This window comes from Aeromonas sp. s2, assembly GCF_040907935.1.
GTDB classification, from domain to species: domain Bacteria; phylum Pseudomonadota; class Gammaproteobacteria; order Enterobacterales; family Aeromonadaceae; genus Aeromonas; species Aeromonas dhakensis.
Map to the genome: position 1 here is coordinate 51,148 of NZ_JBFOCR010000019.1, position 17,608 is coordinate 68,755.

At 60.5% G+C, this 17,608-nt stretch carries 16 protein-coding genes; 9 read left to right on the plus strand and 7 right to left on the minus strand.

The genetic code is table 11. The features are described 5' to 3' along the window. The 9 genes from murC (at position 1) to mutT (ending at position 11,254) form a co-directional block, all read left to right on the plus strand. On the plus strand, positions 1 to 1,455 hold the full coding sequence (gene murC / locus AB5Y81_RS15600; RefSeq protein ID WP_010635950.1) for a UDP-N-acetylmuramate--L-alanine ligase: 1,455 nt from the start codon (positions 1 to 3) through the stop codon (positions 1,453 to 1,455). Between the two features lie 97 nt (positions 1,456 to 1,552). Next, positions 1,553 to 2,305, plus strand: coding sequence for a cell division protein FtsQ/DivIB (locus AB5Y81_RS15605; RefSeq protein WP_005305694.1), 753 nt, complete (start codon positions 1,553 to 1,555; stop codon positions 2,303 to 2,305). Beyond that, a complete protein-coding gene (ftsA, locus tag AB5Y81_RS15610; RefSeq protein WP_005305690.1) occupies positions 2,286 to 3,545 on the plus strand; it encodes a cell division protein FtsA in 1,260 nt (419 codons plus the stop codon). Before AB5Y81_RS15605 ends, ftsA begins: the two co-directional genes overlap by 20 nt. Before the next feature lie 40 nt (positions 3,546 to 3,585). Continuing rightward, positions 3,586 to 4,737, plus strand: a complete 1,152-nt coding sequence (gene ftsZ / locus AB5Y81_RS15615; protein WP_005305686.1) for a cell division protein FtsZ — start codon at positions 3,586 to 3,588, stop codon at positions 4,735 to 4,737. A gap of 101 nt (positions 4,738 to 4,838) precedes the next feature. Then, positions 4,839 to 5,762, plus strand: coding sequence for a UDP-3-O-acyl-N-acetylglucosamine deacetylase (gene lpxC / locus AB5Y81_RS15620; protein WP_011707578.1), 924 nt, complete (start codon positions 4,839 to 4,841; stop codon positions 5,760 to 5,762). Positions 5,763 to 5,902: 140 nt separating this feature from the next. Then, entirely contained in the window at positions 5,903 to 6,808 is a 906-nt protein-coding gene (locus AB5Y81_RS15625) for a M23 family metallopeptidase (protein WP_005305673.1), read from the plus strand. Between the two features lie 59 nt (positions 6,809 to 6,867). Further along, complete coding sequence (gene secA / locus AB5Y81_RS15630; protein WP_010635954.1) at positions 6,868 to 9,585, plus strand: preprotein translocase subunit SecA; 2,718 nt, start codon at positions 6,868 to 6,870, stop codon at positions 9,583 to 9,585. Positions 9,586 to 9,653: 68 nt separating this feature from the next. Then, a complete protein-coding gene (locus AB5Y81_RS15635; RefSeq protein WP_042049843.1) occupies positions 9,654 to 10,832 on the plus strand; it encodes a tetratricopeptide repeat protein in 1,179 nt (392 codons plus the stop codon). Between the two features lie 8 nt (positions 10,833 to 10,840). After that, complete coding sequence (mutT, locus tag AB5Y81_RS15640) at positions 10,841 to 11,254, plus strand: 8-oxo-dGTP diphosphatase MutT (RefSeq protein WP_005305665.1); 414 nt, start codon at positions 10,841 to 10,843, stop codon at positions 11,252 to 11,254. 61 nt (positions 11,255 to 11,315) lie between these two features. Here the strand turns inward: mutT and yacG are convergent, their stop codons facing one another. The 7 genes from yacG to AB5Y81_RS15675 all read right to left on the minus strand — a co-directional run bounded on the left by yacG (position 11,316) and on the right by AB5Y81_RS15675 (position 17,312). After that, positions 11,316 to 11,510 (minus strand): DNA gyrase inhibitor YacG, encoded by a 195-nt coding sequence (gene yacG / locus AB5Y81_RS15645; protein WP_042049842.1) that lies wholly within the window; start codon positions 11,508 to 11,510, stop codon positions 11,316 to 11,318. Positions 11,511 to 11,519: 9 nt separating this feature from the next. Next, a complete protein-coding gene (gene zapD, locus AB5Y81_RS15650; RefSeq protein WP_025202564.1) occupies positions 11,520 to 12,242 on the minus strand; it encodes a cell division protein ZapD in 723 nt (240 codons plus the stop codon). A 37-nt stretch (positions 12,243 to 12,279) separates the two neighbouring features. Next, positions 12,280 to 12,894 (minus strand): dephospho-CoA kinase, encoded by a 615-nt coding sequence (coaE, locus tag AB5Y81_RS15655; protein WP_017766418.1) that lies wholly within the window; start codon positions 12,892 to 12,894, stop codon positions 12,280 to 12,282. Between the two features lie 19 nt (positions 12,895 to 12,913). Beyond that, the gene (locus AB5Y81_RS15660) at positions 12,914 to 13,786 is read right to left on the minus strand and encodes an A24 family peptidase (protein ID WP_017779053.1); all 873 of its coding nucleotides are present in this window, start codon (positions 13,784 to 13,786) and stop codon (positions 12,914 to 12,916) included. A gap of 22 nt (positions 13,787 to 13,808) precedes the next feature. Further along, the gene (locus tag AB5Y81_RS15665) at positions 13,809 to 15,050 is read right to left on the minus strand and encodes a type II secretion system F family protein (RefSeq protein WP_216988919.1); all 1,242 of its coding nucleotides are present in this window, start codon (positions 15,048 to 15,050) and stop codon (positions 13,809 to 13,811) included. Between the two features lie 115 nt (positions 15,051 to 15,165). After that, a complete protein-coding gene (gene tapB, locus AB5Y81_RS15670; RefSeq protein WP_279485524.1) occupies positions 15,166 to 16,881 on the minus strand; it encodes a PilB family type IVa pilus assembly ATPase TapB in 1,716 nt (571 codons plus the stop codon). Then, positions 16,872 to 17,312, minus strand: a complete 441-nt coding sequence (locus AB5Y81_RS15675) for a prepilin-type N-terminal cleavage/methylation domain-containing protein (RefSeq protein WP_010635961.1) — start codon at positions 17,310 to 17,312, stop codon at positions 16,872 to 16,874. Before AB5Y81_RS15675 ends, tapB begins: the two co-directional genes overlap by 10 nt. Positions 17,313 to 17,608: the final 296 nt, after the last annotated feature.

The window sequence follows — 17,608 nt, forward strand, 5'->3', positions numbered from 1 at the left end:
ATGACCAAGGTTGAACTGGCAAAACTGCGTACCGTTATCCCTGAAATGCGCCGCGTGCGTCGCATTCACTTCATCGGCATCGGTGGGGCCGGGATGGGCGGTATCGCTGAAGTCCTTGCCAACGAAGGCTATCAGGTGACTGGCTCCGATCTGGCCCGCAATGCGGTGACCGAACGGCTCGAGTCCCTCGGTGCCCACATCTTCGTGGGCCACAGTGCCGAGCACGTGAACGAGGCGAGCGTGGTGGTGGTCTCTACCGCCATCAAGCAGGACAACCCCGAGCTGCTGGCTGCCCGCGAGCTGCGCATTCCTGTGGTGCGCCGCGCCGAGATGCTGGCCGAGCTGATGCGTTTCCGCCATGGCATCGCCATCGCCGGCACCCACGGCAAGACCACCACCACCAGTCTGGTGGCGAGCATCTATGCCGAAGCGGACCGGGATCCGACCTTCGTCATCGGGGGCCTGCTCAACAGCGCCGGCACCAATGCCCGTCTGGGCAGCAGCCGCTATCTGATCGCCGAAGCGGACGAGAGCGACGCCTCCTTCCTGCATCTGCAGCCGATGGTCTCCATCGTGACCAACATCGAAGCGGATCACATGGATACCTATGGTGGCGACTTCTCCAAGCTGAAGGCCACCTTCATCGATTTCCTGCACAATCTGCCGTTCTACGGGCTGGCCGTGGTGTGTGTGGATGACCCTGTGATCCGCGGCATGCTGCCGGAGATCGCCCGTCCCACCATCACCTATGGCCTGAGTGATGATGCCGACGTACAGGTGCTGGACTTCGTGCAGACCAGCAACCGCAGCCGTTTCCGGGTCCGTCGCAAGGATGCCGGCGAGCTGGAGGTGACCCTCAATCTGCCCGGCATCCACAATGCCCTCAATGCCGCCGCGGCGATTGCGGTCGCCACCGAGGACGGGATCGGCGATGATGCCATCATCCGGGCGCTGGCCAAGTTTGAAGGGGTGGGTCGCCGCTTCCAGCAATATGGCGAGTTCGAGACCGGCCGCGGCAAGGCCATGCTGGTGGACGACTACGGTCACCACCCGAGCGAGGTCAAGGTCACCATCAACGCCGCCCGCGCCGGCTGGCCCGAGAAGCGACTGGTGATGGTGTTCCAGCCGCACCGCTACACCCGCACCCGCGATCTCTATGAAGATTTCGCTGACGTGCTCTCCAAGGTGGACGTGCTGGTGATGCTGGAGGTCTATGCCGCCGGTGAAGAGCCTATTCCGGGCGCCGATGGCCGCGCCCTGTGCCGCTCCATCCGCTCCCGCGGCAGTCTGGAACCCATCTTTGTCGCGACGCCGGACGATGTGCCGGCGGTACTGGCCGGGCTGGTCGGCGAGGGCGATCTGGTGCTGACTCAGGGGGCAGGGAACGTCGGGGCGCTGGCACGGCGTCTCGGCGAGATGAAATTGAGCATCGAGAGCATGAAATCCGGCGCCTGAGGGCCCAATGAGTATTTTGACCGCCAAGCCGGGGCCTATATAATGGCGAACCGGCCTGCAAAGGGCCGGCATGGCGCGTTAAACGGGGATCGATCGGGTGGAGGCAAGGGCACAAGGGCGCACCAAGGGAGGCTTCATCGCCGGGGTGGGATTTTTCCTCCTGGTCATGTGGGGCCTCTACCAGACCGCGCTGGATGTTAAAGATTGGCTGACGGATGCCAATCGGTTGCCCATGAGCGAGCTGCTGCTGCAGGGGCAACACCAGTATTTGCAAACCGATGAACTGCGCAGCGCCGTGCTGGATGGCGCCGAACTGCGCAACTTCTTCGAGTTGGACGTGAACGAATTGCAGGCGCGGTTGAACGCCTTGCCTTGGGTGGCCCAGGTCTCGGTACGCAAGAAGTGGCCCAACAAGATCAAGGTCTACCTCACCGAACAGGCGGTGGCGGCACGCTGGAACGGCAACCGCTTCGTCAACACCAAGGGTGAGGTGTTCAGTGCGCCGGACAGGGTGAAGACCCCCCTGATGCAGCTGTCCGGGCCTGAGGATCAGGCCGTCAAGGTGCTGGAGGCCAGCCGTCAGTACGAGGCGCAACTGGCGGCCAGAGGATACAAGCTGCTGGGGGTGAATCTGACCCCTCGCCATGCCTGGGAACTGACCCTGGATGGCAACATTCAGCTGTTTTTGGGGCGCTCGGATATCGCGCTTCGACTGCAGCGGTTTATCGATGCCTTTCCGGTCATCGAGCCCCGTGAGCGGGTTGCTTACGTGGATCTTCGATACGACACCGGGATGGCAGTTGGCTGGAAGAAGAACGAAGAGAAAGTGAATGACCAAAACCGCAGATAGAAATCTGATTGTCGGACTGGATATCGGCACAACCAAGGTGGCGGTTCTGGTTGGCGAAGTGCTGCCAGACGGTGAGCTCAATGTCATCGGCATGGGCAGTCACGCCTCTCGTGGCATGGACAAGGGCGGGGTCAACGATCTCGATTCCGTGGTCAAGTCCCTGCGCCGTGCGGTGGAAGAGGCCGAGATGATGGCCGACTGCCAGATCAGCTCCGTCTATCTGGGGCTTTCCGGCAAGCACATCGACTGCCGCAACGAAACCGGCATGGTGCCCATCTCCGATGAAGAGGTGACCCAGGAAGACGTGGACAACGTCATCCACACCGCCAAGTCGGTTCGGTTGTCCGATGAGCTGCGGGTGCTGCACGTGCTGCCCCAGGAGTTCGCTATCGACTACCAGGAAGGGATCAAGAACCCGGTCGGTCTGTCCGGCGTGCGGATGGCCGCCAAGGTGCACCTGATCACCTGCCACAACGACATGGCTCGCAACATCGAGAAGTGCGTTGAGAAGGTGGGTCTGCGGGTGGATCAGCTGATCTTCTCCGCGCTGGCGTCCAGCTACGCCGTGCTGACCGAAGACGAGAAAGAGCTGGGGGTCTGCGTGGTGGACATCGGTGGTGGCACCATGGACATGTCGCTGTTTACCGGCGGCGCCCTGCGTCACACCAAGGTGATCCCGTACGCCGGCAGCACGGTGACCAGCGACATCGCCTACGCCTTCGGCACTCCGCCGCTGGATGCGGAGGCGATCAAGGTGCGCTACGGCTGCGCCCTGGGCCGGCTGGTCAGCAAGGAAGACAATATTGAAGTACCCAGTGTCGGCGGTCGTCCGGCGCGCAGCCTGCAGCGGCAGACACTGGCCGAAGTGATCGAGCCCCGTTACACCGAGTTGCTCTCCATGGTGAATGATGAGCTGGTGCGGGTACAAAGCGAATTGAAAGCGCAGGGGGTCAAGCATCAGCTTGCAGCCGGTGTGGTCTTGACCGGCGGCGCTGCCCAGATCGAAGGCATTGTGGAGTGCGCAGAGCAGATCTTCCAGAGCCAGGTCCGGGTAGGGGAGCCCATGAATATCCGGGGATTGAGTGATTACGTGCAGGCGCCTGTGTACTCGACTGCGGTCGGGTTGCTGCAGTATGGCCGCACCCATCAATCCACCGGCAGTAGCAAGGAATATGCCGCCAAGGCAAGCGTAGGTGGGCTGGTCAAACGGGTCAGCAACTGGTTGCGTGGCGAGTTCTAAAAGATTTTGCTGAGTCAGGCAAATAAAGCGGAGAGACAACATGTTTGAATTTATGGATAGCCACACTGACGAAGCCGTCATCAAAGTGATTGGTGTGGGTGGCGGCGGCGGCAACGCGGTCGAACACATGGTTCGTCAAAACATCGAAGGTGTCGAGTTCATTACCGTCAACACCGACGCCCAGGCGCTGCGCAACTCCAGTGCCAACACAACCCTGCAGATCGGTGGTGGCATCACCAAGGGTCTGGGGGCCGGGGCCAACCCGGAAGTGGGTCGTGACGCGGCCATGGAAGATCGGGAAGCGCTGCGCGAGCTGCTGACCGGCTCCGACATGGTGTTCATCGCTGCCGGCATGGGCGGTGGTACCGGTACCGGTGCAGCCCCGATCGTGGCCGAAGTGGCCCGCGAGATGGGTATCCTGACAGTTGCTGTCGTAACCAAGCCGTTCTCCTTCGAAGGGAAAAAACGGATGGGCTTTGCCGCTCACGGTATCGAAGAGCTGTCCAAGAACGTCGACTCCCTGATCACCATCCCCAACGACAAGTTGCTGAAGGTGCTGGGTCGCGGCATCTCCCTGCTGGACGCCTTCAAGGCGGCCAACGATGTGCTGCTGGGTGCGGTACAGGGCATTGCCGAGCTGATCACCCGTCCGGGTCTGATCAACGTCGACTTCGCGGACGTGCGTACCGTGATGCGCGAGATGGGTACCGCCATGATGGGTACCGGTTCCGCCTCCGGTGATGACCGTGCCGAAGAAGCGGCCGAGAAGGCCATCTCCAGCCCGCTGCTGGAAGACGTGGATCTGGCCGGTGCCCGCGGCATCCTGGTCAACATCACTGCCGGCATGGACATGACCATCGAAGAGTTCGAAACCGTGGGTAACGCGGTCAAGGCCTTCGCCTCCGAGAACGCCACCGTGGTGGTGGGTACCGTAATCGACCCGGAAATGCACGATGAACTGCGCGTGACCGTGGTTGCTACCGGTATCGGTGCCGAGCGCAAGCCCGACATCACCCTGGTGAAGAACAACATGGTCCAGGAACGTCCGGCTCGTCAGCCCCTGATCAGCGAAGCGCTGCAGTCTCGCGTGATGGAAGAGGCGCCGGCCAAGGTGGTGAACGCCGAGCCGCAAGCTCGTCGCGAACCGGATTATCTCGATATTCCTGCGTTCCTGCGCAAGCAAGCTGACTAAGCCTCTAATGACGCTGGTTTGTTTGTTGCTTAAGGAATGTGCTAAGATGGCCTGCCCACGACCATCTGGTCAGGAATTTGAGCTGTTAAGCGGATACGCCCATGATTAGACAAAGAACCTTGAAAACGAGTGTCCAGGCCACTGGTGTCGGCCTGCATTCGGGCCGGAAAGTCACAATGACGTTCCGTCCGGCGCCTGTTAACACAGGGATCGTTTACTTGCGTACCGATCTGAATCCTGTGGTAGAGCTGCCAGCCAATGCCGATCAGGTGCGTGATACCGTGCTTTGTACCGCTCTGGTGAACGAAGCCGGTGTCCGTGTCTCTACCATTGAGCACCTCTCTGCCGCACTGGCCGGGATGGGCATCGACAATCTCTATGTCGAGGTTGATGCGCCCGAGATCCCGGTGATGGACGGCAGTGCGCACCCCTTTATCTACCTGCTGCAAGAAGTCGGTATCCGTGAACAGAATGCCCCCAAACAGTTTGTGCGGATCAAGCAGAGCATCCGTGTTGAAGACGGCGACAAGTGGGCGGAATTCCACCCCTATCGCAACGGCTTCAAGATGGATCTCGAGATCGACTTCCAGCATCCGGTATTTGAAGGACGCAATCAGCGTTGCGTGCTGGACTTCTCCGGTGCCTCTTTCGTGAAAGAGATCAGCCGTGCCCGTACCTTCGGCTTCATGCGTGACATCGAGTATCTGCGTTCCCAGAACCTGGCGCTGGGCGGCAGCCTGGAAAACGCCGTGGTGCTGGATGACTACCGGGTACTGAACGAAGATGGTCTGCGCTACGAAGACGAATTCGTCAAACACAAGATGCTGGATGCGATTGGCGATCTGTACATGTGCAATCGCAGCATCATTGGCGAATTTCGTGCCTACAAGACCGGCCATGCCCTGAACAACAAACTGCTGCGTGCCTTGCTGGCCAAGCAGGAGGCCTGGGAACTGGTGACCTTCGAGGGTGAGGGCGACAAAGCGCCTATCGCTTACTACGATAACGGTCTGGTTCTGGCCTGATAGCCGTGCAACGGAACGTCGGTCCTCTCTCCGCACCGACGTTCCGTCATTTGTTTACTCCATTCTGTAATACCGATTATCTCCCGGTTTTATTTCCCGTGTCGGCCCATGGCCACACCTGACCGAGCAGACTGATTTCTATGAGCATTACCCTGATCCTCCACGGTAAGCAGCGACGCAGGTTGCACTTGCCCAAACAACGTCTGGCCTGGGTCGGCGGTATCCTCTTCACTGTATTGGCCCTGGGGGGCGGCTGGCTCTGGCAGAGCTGGCAGCAAAAGATGGACGCGCTGGAAGTGGCGCTGGCCATGGCCGAACAGCAAAAATCCACGCAAGGGGCTGACGAAGCCCGCGAACAGCTTGCCATGCTGGCCGCCCAGGTGGGCACCATGCAGGGGCAGCTGGGTCGACTCAATGCACTCGGAGAGCGGCTGACCGAAAAAGCCGACCTCGACCCCGAGGAGTTCAATTTCAAGGAGCTGCCCCCCATGGGCGGTCCCTCCTATGATGCGGATCTGGAAGTCAGCCTCAACGAGCTGCAGGACTCCATGAAGCATCTCAGCCAACAGCTCAGCAGTCGTGAAGAGCAGCTGTCGGTACTTGAATCTTTCATCATGAATCACCATATAACCGATGCCGGTTTCATCTCCGGGACACCGGTCAAGCAGGAGCGAGTTTGGGTCTCCTCTGGCTTCGGTGGCCGGGTCGATCCGTTCAATGGTCGTGCCAAGATGCACAAAGGGGTGGATTTCCGTGGCAAGCCCGGCACCCCCATCCTGGCAACGGGCCCAGGCGTTGTAAGCTGGGCGGGCCGTCATCCGGAATTTGGCAACATGGTGGAGATCAACCACGGCAATGGTCTGGTGACCCGTTATGCCCACAACTCCAAGTTGCTGGTCGAAGTGGGCACCCTGGTCGATGAGGGCCAGAAAATTGCCTTGATGGGACGCACCGGTCGCGCGACCGGGGTTCATTTGCATTACGAAGTGTTGAAAGATGGTCGTCAGGTGGACCCCGCGCGTTTTCTCAATGCCAGACGGGGTTAGGTTTTTTTCTCCAGGTTCCAGTGACGGAACGCTTATATAACCAGAAATAGTTGGTACCCATGATTAGCACACTGCTTACCAAGATTATCGGCAGCCGGAACGACAGAACGCTCAAGGCTTTGCGTAAAATTGTAAAACAGATCAACGCGATGGAGCCGCAGTTCGAAGCTCTGTCCGATGCACAGCTGCAGGCCAAGACGGCCGAATATCGTCAGCGTCTGGAGCAGGGTGAGACGCTGGAGCAGCTGCTGCCGGAGGCCTTTGCCACCGTGCGTGAAGCCTCCCGTCGGGTGTTCGGCATGCGTCACTTCGACGTGCAGCTGATCGGCGGCATGGTGCTGAACTCCAACCGCATCGCCGAAATGAAAACGGGTGAAGGTAAAACCCTCACCGCCACCCTGCCGGCCTACCTGAATGCCCTGAGCGGCCGCGGCGTGCACGTGGTGACGGTGAACGACTATCTGGCCAAGCGTGACGCCGAGGCGAACCGCCCGCTATTCGCCTTCCTCGGCATGACCGTCGACTGCAACGTGCCCGGCATGGATGCGTCCCAGAAGCGCGACGCCTACGCCGCCGACATCACCTACGGTACCAACAACGAATTCGGTTTCGACTACCTGCGCGACAACATGGCGTTCTCGCCCGAGCAGCGCGTGCAGCGTCCGCTCAACTACGCGCTGGTGGATGAGGTGGACTCGGTGCTCATCGATGAAGCCCGTACCCCGCTCATCATCTCAGGCCCGGCCGAAGACAGCTCCGAGCTCTACATCCGCGTCAATAAGCTGATCCCGCTGCTGGTCAAGCAGGACAAGGAAGATTCCGAAGAGTACACCGGCGACGGCCACTACACGGTGGACGAGAAGAACCGCCAGGCGCTGCTGACCGAAAACGGCCAGATCTTCGTGGAGGAGCTGCTCAAGAAAGAGGGGCTGCTGGCCGAAGACGACTCCCTGTTCTCCGCCACCAACATCAGCCTGCTGCACCACGTCAACGCCGGCCTGCGCGCCCACACCCTGTTTGAGCGCAACGTCGACTACATAGTCCAGAAGGACGAGATCGTCATCGTCGACGAGCATACCGGCCGTACCATGCCGGGTCGTCGCTGGTCCGACGGTCTACACCAGGCGGTTGAGGCGAAGGAAGGGGTCAAGATCCAGAACGAGAACCAGACGCTGGCCTCCATCACCTTCCAGAACTACTTCCGTCTGTACGACAAGCTGGCGGGCATGACGGGTACTGCCGATACCGAAGCCTTTGAATTCCAGCAGATTTATGGCCTGGATACCGTGGTTATCCCGACCAACAAGCCGATGGTGCGCAAGGACATGGGCGATCTGGTCTACCTGACCGCCAACGAGAAGTATGCCGCCATCATCGAAGACATTCGCGGTTGCGTCGAACGCGGCCAGCCGGTGCTGGTCGGTACCGTCTCCATCGAGAACTCCGAGCTGCTCTCCGGCATCCTGACCAAGGAGAAGATCCCGCACAAGGTGCTGAACGCCAAGTTCCACGCCATGGAAGCTGAGATTGTCGCCCAGGCCGGCCAGACCGGCGCCGTCACCATCGCCACCAACATGGCCGGTCGTGGTACCGACATAGTGCTGGGTGGCAACTGGCAAGCGGAAATCGCCCAGCTGGAGAACCCGAGCGAGGAGCAGATCGCCGAGCTGAAGGCCGCCTGGCAGGTGCGTCACGATGCGGTGCTGGCCGCCGGTGGTCTGCACATTATCGGTACCGAGCGTCACGAGTCCCGTCGTATCGACAACCAGCTGCGCGGCCGTTCCGGTCGTCAGGGTGACCCGGGCTCCTCCCGCTTCTACCTCTCCATGGAAGATACCCTGATGCGGATCTTCGCCTCCGATCGCGTGACCGGCATGATGAAGAAGCTGGGCATGGAAGAGGGCGAAGCCATCGAGCACCCCTGGGTGACCAAGGCCATCGAGAACGCCCAGCGCAAGGTGGAAGGTCGCAACTTCGACATCCGCAAGAGCCTGCTGGAGTTTGACGACGTGGCCAACGACCAGCGCAAGGTGGTCTACGAGCAGCGCAACGAGCTGCTGGACACCAGCGACATCTCCGAGACCATCCACGTCATCCGTGACGACGTCTACGGCGCCATCATCGACGAGTACATCCCGCCCCAGTCTCTGGAAGAGATGTGGGACGTGCCGGGTCTGGAAGCCCGCCTGAAGTCCGACTTCGCCCTCGATCTGCCGCTGCAGCAGTGGCTGGCGGAAGACGACAAGCTGTATGAAGAGAAGCTGCGCGAGCGCATCCTGGATGAAGCCACCAAGCTCTATGCCCACAAGGAAGAGCTGGTTGGTAAAGAGGTGCTGCGCAACTTCGAGAAGGCGGTGATGCTGCAAACCCTGGACGGCCTGTGGAAAGAGCACCTGGCGGCCATGGATCACCTGCGTCAGGGTATCCATCTGCGCGGCTACGCCCAGAAGAACCCCAAGCAGGAGTACAAGCGCGAATCCTTCGATCTGTTCACCCAGATGCTGGAGACCCTCAAACGCGACGTGGTCAGCATCCTGAGCCGGGTACAGGTGCAGGAGCGCGACGTGGAGGCGATGGAAGAGCAGCAGCGCCAGCAGGCCGAAGCCGCTCCCCGTACCTACACCCACGCGACGGCCGACAACCAGCTGGCCGATGAAGAGCAGGCCGAAGCGGGCCCGGTCACCTTCGTGCGGGACGAGCAGAAGGTGGGGCGCAACGATCCCTGCCCCTGTGGCTCCGGCAAGAAATACAAGCACTGCCACGGTCAGTTGACCTGATAGCGCCATGACCATGATGCACCGCCTCCGGGCGGTGCATTCATTTCTGGCAAGGGAGGAGAAGCGTAATGAGCAAGATGCCGACGGGCTGGGATGCCGCGGCCCACACCAGCTGGCTGGCTGGCCAGCGTCAGGGTGCCATCCAGCAACTGCTGGCGAGACTCAATGCCAACGCGGTCAAGCCGGTGGCTCTGCAGCTGCAGTTTGCCTATTACCTCTTTTTGTGCGGTGACCCGGCGTCGGCGGCCCAGGTACTGGAGATGGCTCACAAGGCCGAACCTGGCAACGACGAGGTGCTGCGCAACCTCTGCTCTTGTCTGTCACGGTCCGGTCAATACGAACAGGCGGTGGCGCGGCTGCAGACCCTGTTGCAGCGTCTCCCCGACGACTTCCATGCGCTGGATGCTCTCTGCGCCTCGCTGGCCAAGCTGGAGCGCCACGCCGAGGCTGCCGTGGCGGGAACCCGCTCGCTGGAGCTAAAGGCTCGGGTGAGCGACAAGGCGCCGTCAGACTGGACTCTGCCGGCAGTCGCACCGTCGGCCTGGCTGGCGGCAGACAAACCGGATGTCATCGCCTTCTCGCTGTGGGGCAGTGCCCCTCGTTACCTGCGGGGCGCCATCGACAATGTGCTGGCGGCCGCCTATCTCTATCCGGGTTGGCGGGTGCGTTTCTACGTGGATGAGAGCGTGCCCGCCGAGCTGCTCGCTGCACTGCGCGAACTGGGGGCCGAGCTGTTGCTGCAACCCGCCGGTCAATCTTTGGGTCGGCGCCTCTGCTGGCGTTTTCAGGTAGCCAACGATCCGCGGGTGGGACGCTTTCTGGTGCGGGATGTGGATTCGGTACCGGGTGTACGCGAGCGGCTGGCGGTACAGGAGTGGCTTGCATCGACGCGCTGGTTTCATATCATGCGCGATTGGTGGAGTCATACCGATCTGGTGCTGGCGGGTATGTGGGGTGGAGTGGCCGGTGTGTTGCCGCCACTGGCGCCCCTGCTCGAAGCCTATCAGCCGGACGTCATGGAGACGCCGAATATCGACCAGTGGTTTTTGCGCGACCGGCTCTGGGGTTATCTCTCGCAGAGCTGTCTGGTGCATGACCGCTGCTTCACGCCGTCTGGCGCCATCCCCTGGCCGCTGCCCGCCCCGGACGGGAGCGAGCATGTGGGGCAGGATATCTTTACGGCACAAGGGGAAACACAGGCCCGCCGGCTGGCGCCCTGGATTGCCCGTTTGCCATGTTTACGCTGAGGACAATGATGGAACAGAAGAAACGGATCTGGGTGGCGGTCGGCGTCATCGAGAACGAACGGGGCGATATCTTCATCGCCAGACGCTCCGCCGATCGTCATCAGGGGGATCGCTGGGAATTCCCCGGCGGCAAGGTGGAAGCCGGAGAGGATCTGCTCACCGCGCTGGACAGGGAGCTGTGGGAAGAGATCGGGATCCGGGTGCAGGATTGCGCTCCCTTCATGGAGCTGCATCACGACTACCCGGACAAGCAGGTACTGCTGGATATCTGGAAGGTGACCCGCTTCAGCGGCGAGCCGTTTGGCAAGGAGGGGCAGGAGTGTCGCTGGGTGCCGCTGGCCTCGCTGCATGAGTACCACTTCCCCGACGCCAATGGCCCGATCGTGACGCGCCTGCAGGCATCGCTGGCCGCACAGGGCTGATGGCGAGCTACCGCGCACGCCAAAAGAAAAAGGGCCGTATCGGCCCTTTTTGCTTGTCGGCTTACTGCCACTGCTCCCCTTCTTCGGGATAGGGCAGTAGCTCGGGATCCACTTCACCCGGGATGCACTTCTGCTCGTCGGCCCACTCGCCGAGATCTATCAGCTGGCAGCGCTTGCTGCAGAACGGGCGAAACGGGCTCTGCAGGCCCCACTCCAGCTCGGTCTGGCAGGTCGGGCACTTTACCTTGGTCACCATGGATGCTCCTTAGCAGCAGGCCAGCTGGAAGGACACGTCACCGATCTGCTGCTCCGCGGTGGGCAAAAAGCGCAGGGCAAACCGGTTCTTGTGGCCGCTCAGGGTCGGGTAGCACTGCTGGGTGCCGCTCAGGCGAATGCGGATCAGCTCGGCACTCTCGGCGGTATCCTGGAAGAAGCCGTTGACGGCCACCTGTTCGCTGAAGTTGCCGGATTCACGCCACAGGCGCAGCAGCAGGGAGATGGCGTTCATCAACAGGTTGATGTCGCTCAGCCACAGCTGCATCTGCTGATGACGGGCGATGGCCGGGGTGGCGAGCCAGTGGTGTAGTTGCGGCACGTCGAAGGCACAGAGCCCACCCGGGATGGAGAAGCGCTGGCGGATGGAGCCAAGCAGCCGGTCCTCTTTCAGGCGGGCACCGGGACGCGGTGCACTCAGCAAGTTGCGGGAGAGCTGGGTGCTCTCCTGCTGCATCAGGTTGATCTGCTCCAGGTCGACGTCTGGCAGGCTGGCCCAGTGGCTCAGGCGCTGGCTGAGGCGCTCCAGATCCTTGATCAGATCGGCGCGCAGGTCACCGCGCTCCAGCAACTCCTGCAGGTCGAACAGGCCCTTGAAAAAGGCGATGTGTGCCCAGGGCTGGTCGCTCTCCAGATTGTCGCGGATCTGGGAAAACAGGGACTCCAGACGAAGATAGGTCCGGCTTTTTTCATTGAGGGGAAAATCGTAAATCATGCCTAATCCTGGCCAGCCATAAACCGGCCTAGTGTACTCACAGTTGGCGGGCTTGTTGAGAGGCAAATGCCAGATATGTCTCGTGCAGCGCGAAAATTCGGCTCTTTATCGCCTCGGGCGTGCCGTTCTGGTTGTCCAGCACATCGTCGGCTGCCGCCAGCCGCTCGGTCCGGCTCGCTTGGGCGGCCAGGATGGCCTCAGCCTGCTCCCGGCTCACGCCGTCCCGACGACAGGTACGCTCAATCTGGGTCGCTTCGTCCACGTCGATCACCAGTACCCGGTTGGCCAGTGCCGTGAGCCGGTTTTCCACCAGCAGGGGCACCACCAGCAGGCAATAGGGGGATCGCGCGGCCGCACACTGGCGCTGCATCTCGCTGCGAATGAGGGGATGGAGCAGGGCGTTGAGCCAGCCCTTGGCCTGCGGGTCAGTGAAGACCCGCTCACGCAGTTGGCGGCGATCGAGCCGGCCATCGGGGGCGATGACGTCAGCGCCAAAATGGGCGGCGATGGCGGCCAGGGCCGGGGTGCCAGGTTCCACTACCTCGCGGGCGATGATGTCCGCATCCACTACTTCGATGCCCAGCTCGGCAAACTGATTGGCAACCGTGGTCTTGCCGCTGCCAATCCCGCCGGTAATTGCGACTACATACATGGGTCAGTGCTGCCTTTGATCAGAGAAACGTCGTGAGGTACCAGCGGGTGATGGTATCGCCCCACAGCAGCGCGATCCAGCCGGCGATGGCCAGGTAGGGCCCGAAAGGGATGGGTTTGCCCTGATGATGGTTACGCAGCAGGATGAGACTTATCCCTATTATGGCGCCGACCAGGGAGGAGAGCAGCAACACGATGGGCAGGGCCTGCCAGCCGAGCCAGGCCCCCAGCGCCGCCAGCAGCTTGAAGTCGCCGTAGCCCATCCCTTCCTTGCCGGTCAGCAGCTTGAAGGCCCAGTAGAGGCTCCAGAGCACCAGATAGCCGGCCATGGCACCGATCACCGCATCGGCCAGCGGAACGAATCCCCCTGCCAGATTGGACAGCAGGCCACCCCACAGCAGTGGCAGGGTCAGCTGATCCGGCAGCAGCATCTTGTCCAGATCGATGAAAGTGAGCGCCACCAGCACCCAGGTGAGCAGCAGGGCGGCCAGCAAGCCCCAGCTCGGTGGAAATGTTGCGGCGACGACCAGCGAGAGCAGAGCTGTCAGCAGCTCCACCAGCGGATAACGGGCCGAGATGGGGGCCTGACATTCACGGCAGCGACCCTTGAGCCAGAGCCAGCTGAGCAGGGGGATATTCTCCATGGCCGTGATGGCGTGGCCGCAATGGGGGCAGGCAGAACGCGGCACCATCAGGTTGTAGCGTTCCTCCTGCTGCAGTTGTGTCTCTGGGTTGAAATAGCTGAGGTATTCGGCCTGCCACTCCCGCTCCAGCATGATGGGCAGGCGATGGATCACCACGTTGAGAAAACTGCCGATCATCAGAGAGAAGAGGAATACCAGCGAAAAATAGAGCCAGGACAGGCTGTGAAAAACGTCAGTGATCAGCAACATCGGGTTCCGGATTGGTTGGGGGTCAGTGGATGACCGACCCCAGTTTGAAGATGGGCAGGTACATGGCGACCACCATGCCGCCGACCAGTACCCCCAGCACCACCATGATGAGAGGTTCCAGCAGGCTGGTGAGGCCGTCGACCAGATCGTCCACCTCTTGTTCGAAGATGGTAGCGACCTTGGAGAGCATATCATCGATGGCGCCTGACTCCTCGCCAATCATCACCATCTGGATCACCATGTCGGGGAAGAGATCGACGGTGCGCATGGCCACGTTGATCTGCATGCCGGCCACCACCTCGTTGCGAATGGCCATGACGGCGGTGCGATAGACATAGTTGCCGGAGGCGCCTGCGGCGGAGATCAGGGCATCCACCAGCGGGATACCAGCAGAAAAGGTGGTGGAGAGGGTGCGGGCGAAGCGGGCCATGGCGGCCTTGTGCAATATCATGCCGACCACCGGGATGGTCAGAATGAACTTGTCGGTGTTGTCTCTGACTTTCTGCGAGGCGCGCCAGGCTCGCACGTAGAGGAAGATGGCGAGTGCAACCCCGCCAAAGATCATATACCACCAGTTCTGCATGAAGCGGGAGATGCCGATGACGAACTGGGTAAAGGCGGGCAGCTCGGCGCCGAAACTCTTGAAGATGTCCTCAAACTGCGGAATGACAAACAGCAGCAGAATGGAAGTGACGACAATGGCGACCAGGATGACCATGGTGGGGTAGAACATCGCCTTCTTGATCTTGGACTTGAGCGCTTCCGATTTTTCCCGATAGGTGGCGATGCGATCGTAGATGGTCTCCAGCGCGCCGGACTGCTCGCCCGCCTCGACCAGGTCGCAATAGAGTGCATCGAAGTGGCGGGGATGGCGGCGCAGTGCCTCGGACATGGGGGTACCGGTCTCCACATCGGCGGCTATCTGGCCCATGAGCTCGCGCATGGCCGCCTTCTCGTGGCTGCGGGCGATGATCTGCAGGCTCTGGACCAGAGGTACGCCGGCTGACAGCATGGTGGTGATCTGGCGGGAGACGACGGCAATGTCCATCGGCTTGATCTTGGCGCCGCCCTTGGAGAAGAGTCCCTGGCTCTTCTTGCTCACCTTGGTGACGTTGACGCCCTGTTTGCGCAGCTCGGCCTTGACCGTATTGATGCTGTCGGCCTGCAGCTCGCCTGAGACCTTCTGGCCCTTGCGGTTCACCCCGCTCCAGCGAAAGGCGAAGACTTTCTTGGGGGCATTCTGTTTCTGGGTTAGCGTTGCCATCACTGCGTCCTGCAATGGGGCCCGGTTTGCTCGTCGCTAAGAGAAGCAACCTCGGCCTGATGGAAATCGCCAGGGCCGGCGGCACCTGGATGAATCGGCTGAGCGATAGGCTCTGTCAGTTGGTTGTTACCCGGTTTATCTCGGCCAGGCTGGTCACCCCCAGTCGGGCCTTCTCAAGACCGGAGGTACGCAAGGTGCGCATGCCCTCCTTCTGGGCGATAGCCGCAATCTGCATGGAGTTGGCTCCCTGCATGATCAATTTTGCAATATTTTCTGACATCAACAGGATCTCGTAGATGCCGACCCGCCCCTTGTAGCCGCCCGAACACTCCTTGCAACCAACCGGCTTGAACAGCCGCAAGCCTGCGGCCAGTTGCTGTTGGGTGAACCCCAACTCCAGCAGTTCGGCCTCTGGCACCACTTCGGGGGCCTTGCAGTGGTCACACAGCTTGCGTGCCAGTCGCTGAGCCATGATCAGGGTAACCGAAGAGGCGATGTTGAAGGCGGGTACTCCCATGTTCATCATCCGGGTCAGCGTCTCGGCCGCCGAGTTGGTGTGCAATGTGGAGAGCACCAGGTGGCCGGTTTGCGCCGCCTTGATGGCGATCTCGGCGGTTTCAAGATCCCGTATTTCCCCGACCATCACCACATCGGGATCCTGGCGCAGAAAGGAGCGCAGGGCACTGGCGAAGGTCAGCCCAGCCTTGGGGTTGACCTGCACCTGATTGACCCCAGGCAGGTTGATTTCCACCGGGTCTTCGGCGGTCGAAATATTCACTTCTGTGGTGTTGAGAATGTTCAGGCCGGTGTAGAGCGACACCGTCTTGCCCGAACCGGTCGGGCCGGTCACCAGGATCATGCCCTGAGGCTTCGAGAGCGCACGCAGATATTGCGCCTTCTGCCGATCGTCGAAGCCGAGCTGCTCGATATTGAGGCGCGCAGCGGAAGAGTCGAGCAGACGGATAACGATCTTCTCGCCCCACATGGTAGGCAGGGTGTTGACCCGCATGTCCATCGACTTGTTGCGCGACAGCTTCAATTTGATGCGGCCATCCTGGGGCAGCCGCCGTTCGGCGATGTCCAGGCGCGCCATCACCTTGAGTCGGGCCGAGAAGCGGTTGGCCAGATTGACCGGCGGCGTCGCTACCTCATGCAGGATCCCGTCTATCCGAAAGCGAATACGGTACTTGGTCTCATAGGGCTCGAAGTGGAGGTCGGATGCACCGCGCTTGATGGCATCCATCATGATCTTGTTGATGTATTTGACGATGGGGGCATCATCATCCGCAGTGTTGACGCTCTCGTCGAGTCGTGACCCTTCGTCAGACACCTCCAGCTCGGAGATCTCGGACTCGTCGATGTCCTCCATGCCGAGGGCGTCCTGATCGTTCTCCATCAGCTTGCTGATGGCGGCGGTCAGCTTGTTCTCTTCGACCAGCAGGGCCTCGGTGTGCAGCCCGAAGCTGAAACCAAAATCCTCCAGTGCCGACACATTGGTCGGGTCGGACATGGCGATATAGAGGGTGTGTCCCTGGGTGTAGATGGGCAGCACATGGTGTTTCTCAATCAGCTTCTGATTGAGGTACTTCTGCGGGATCTCGGCCAGGTCGAAGGCGGCAAGATCCAGCAGAGGTACCCCATATTCCAGCTCGCAGAAGTCGGCCAGCGCCTTGCTGTCGAGGATCTCGTTCTCGATCAGAAAGGTCACAAAGGGTTTGCGCTGCGCCTTGGCCTGGCTCAGATAGCGCTGTGAGTCGGACTCACTGAGCAGGGAAGAAGCGGCCAGGCTTAACGCCAGGCCGCTATTGGGGCTAGATGTCATTATGGGCAGTAGTCAGTTTGAGCTGTACCTGTCGGGTTTTCACACTTCTTCGTCCAGACAAGGGGAACTGCTGCTGATGCCGTCATGATGAAAGAGTCAGAGGTAGTAAGAGGAGCCAGTACTGTATTATCGACTGGTACCGCAGTAATTGTGATTGCGTTGCCTGCTGTGGCTGTCCCAGCATAAGTCAACGTAGCACGACCAGAAGATACTGCCCCGCTCGGCATAGCATTAACCCCGTTGTTGCATTGGTCGGCGCCGTAGCTTTGCATGCAGACCTCGATTTGGGTCTTCAGGCTACCAGTAGCTGCCACCAACTCGGTCATCTTCGATTTTTTGGTGTAGTTCTGATAAGCCGGCAGCGCAATGGCGGCCAGGATGGCGACGATCGCGACCACGATCATCAATTCGATAAGGGTAAAGCCTGATTGTTTCTTCATTTCAAATATCCTTTTTGTCCTTGGTTCCTGGGAAGTGCCGGTGGAAAACTATCCACACGTCAGTATCTTATCCGAGCTGTCCGACTTGGCAACAGAGGTCGGGGTCTTTGTTAACAATCTTTCTGTCATTTGCGAAAAATTTGATATAAATCATGGATGAAGAGCCCCTATCGACTCTTTTTAGCTGGCGGGGATGGGTCCATCTCACACTCCTTTGCCGAGGGATCCTGCCTTAAAGAAAAGGCGCCTATGGCGCCTTTTGCAAGTCCTTCATCTTGTTATATGTCACCGGCCCG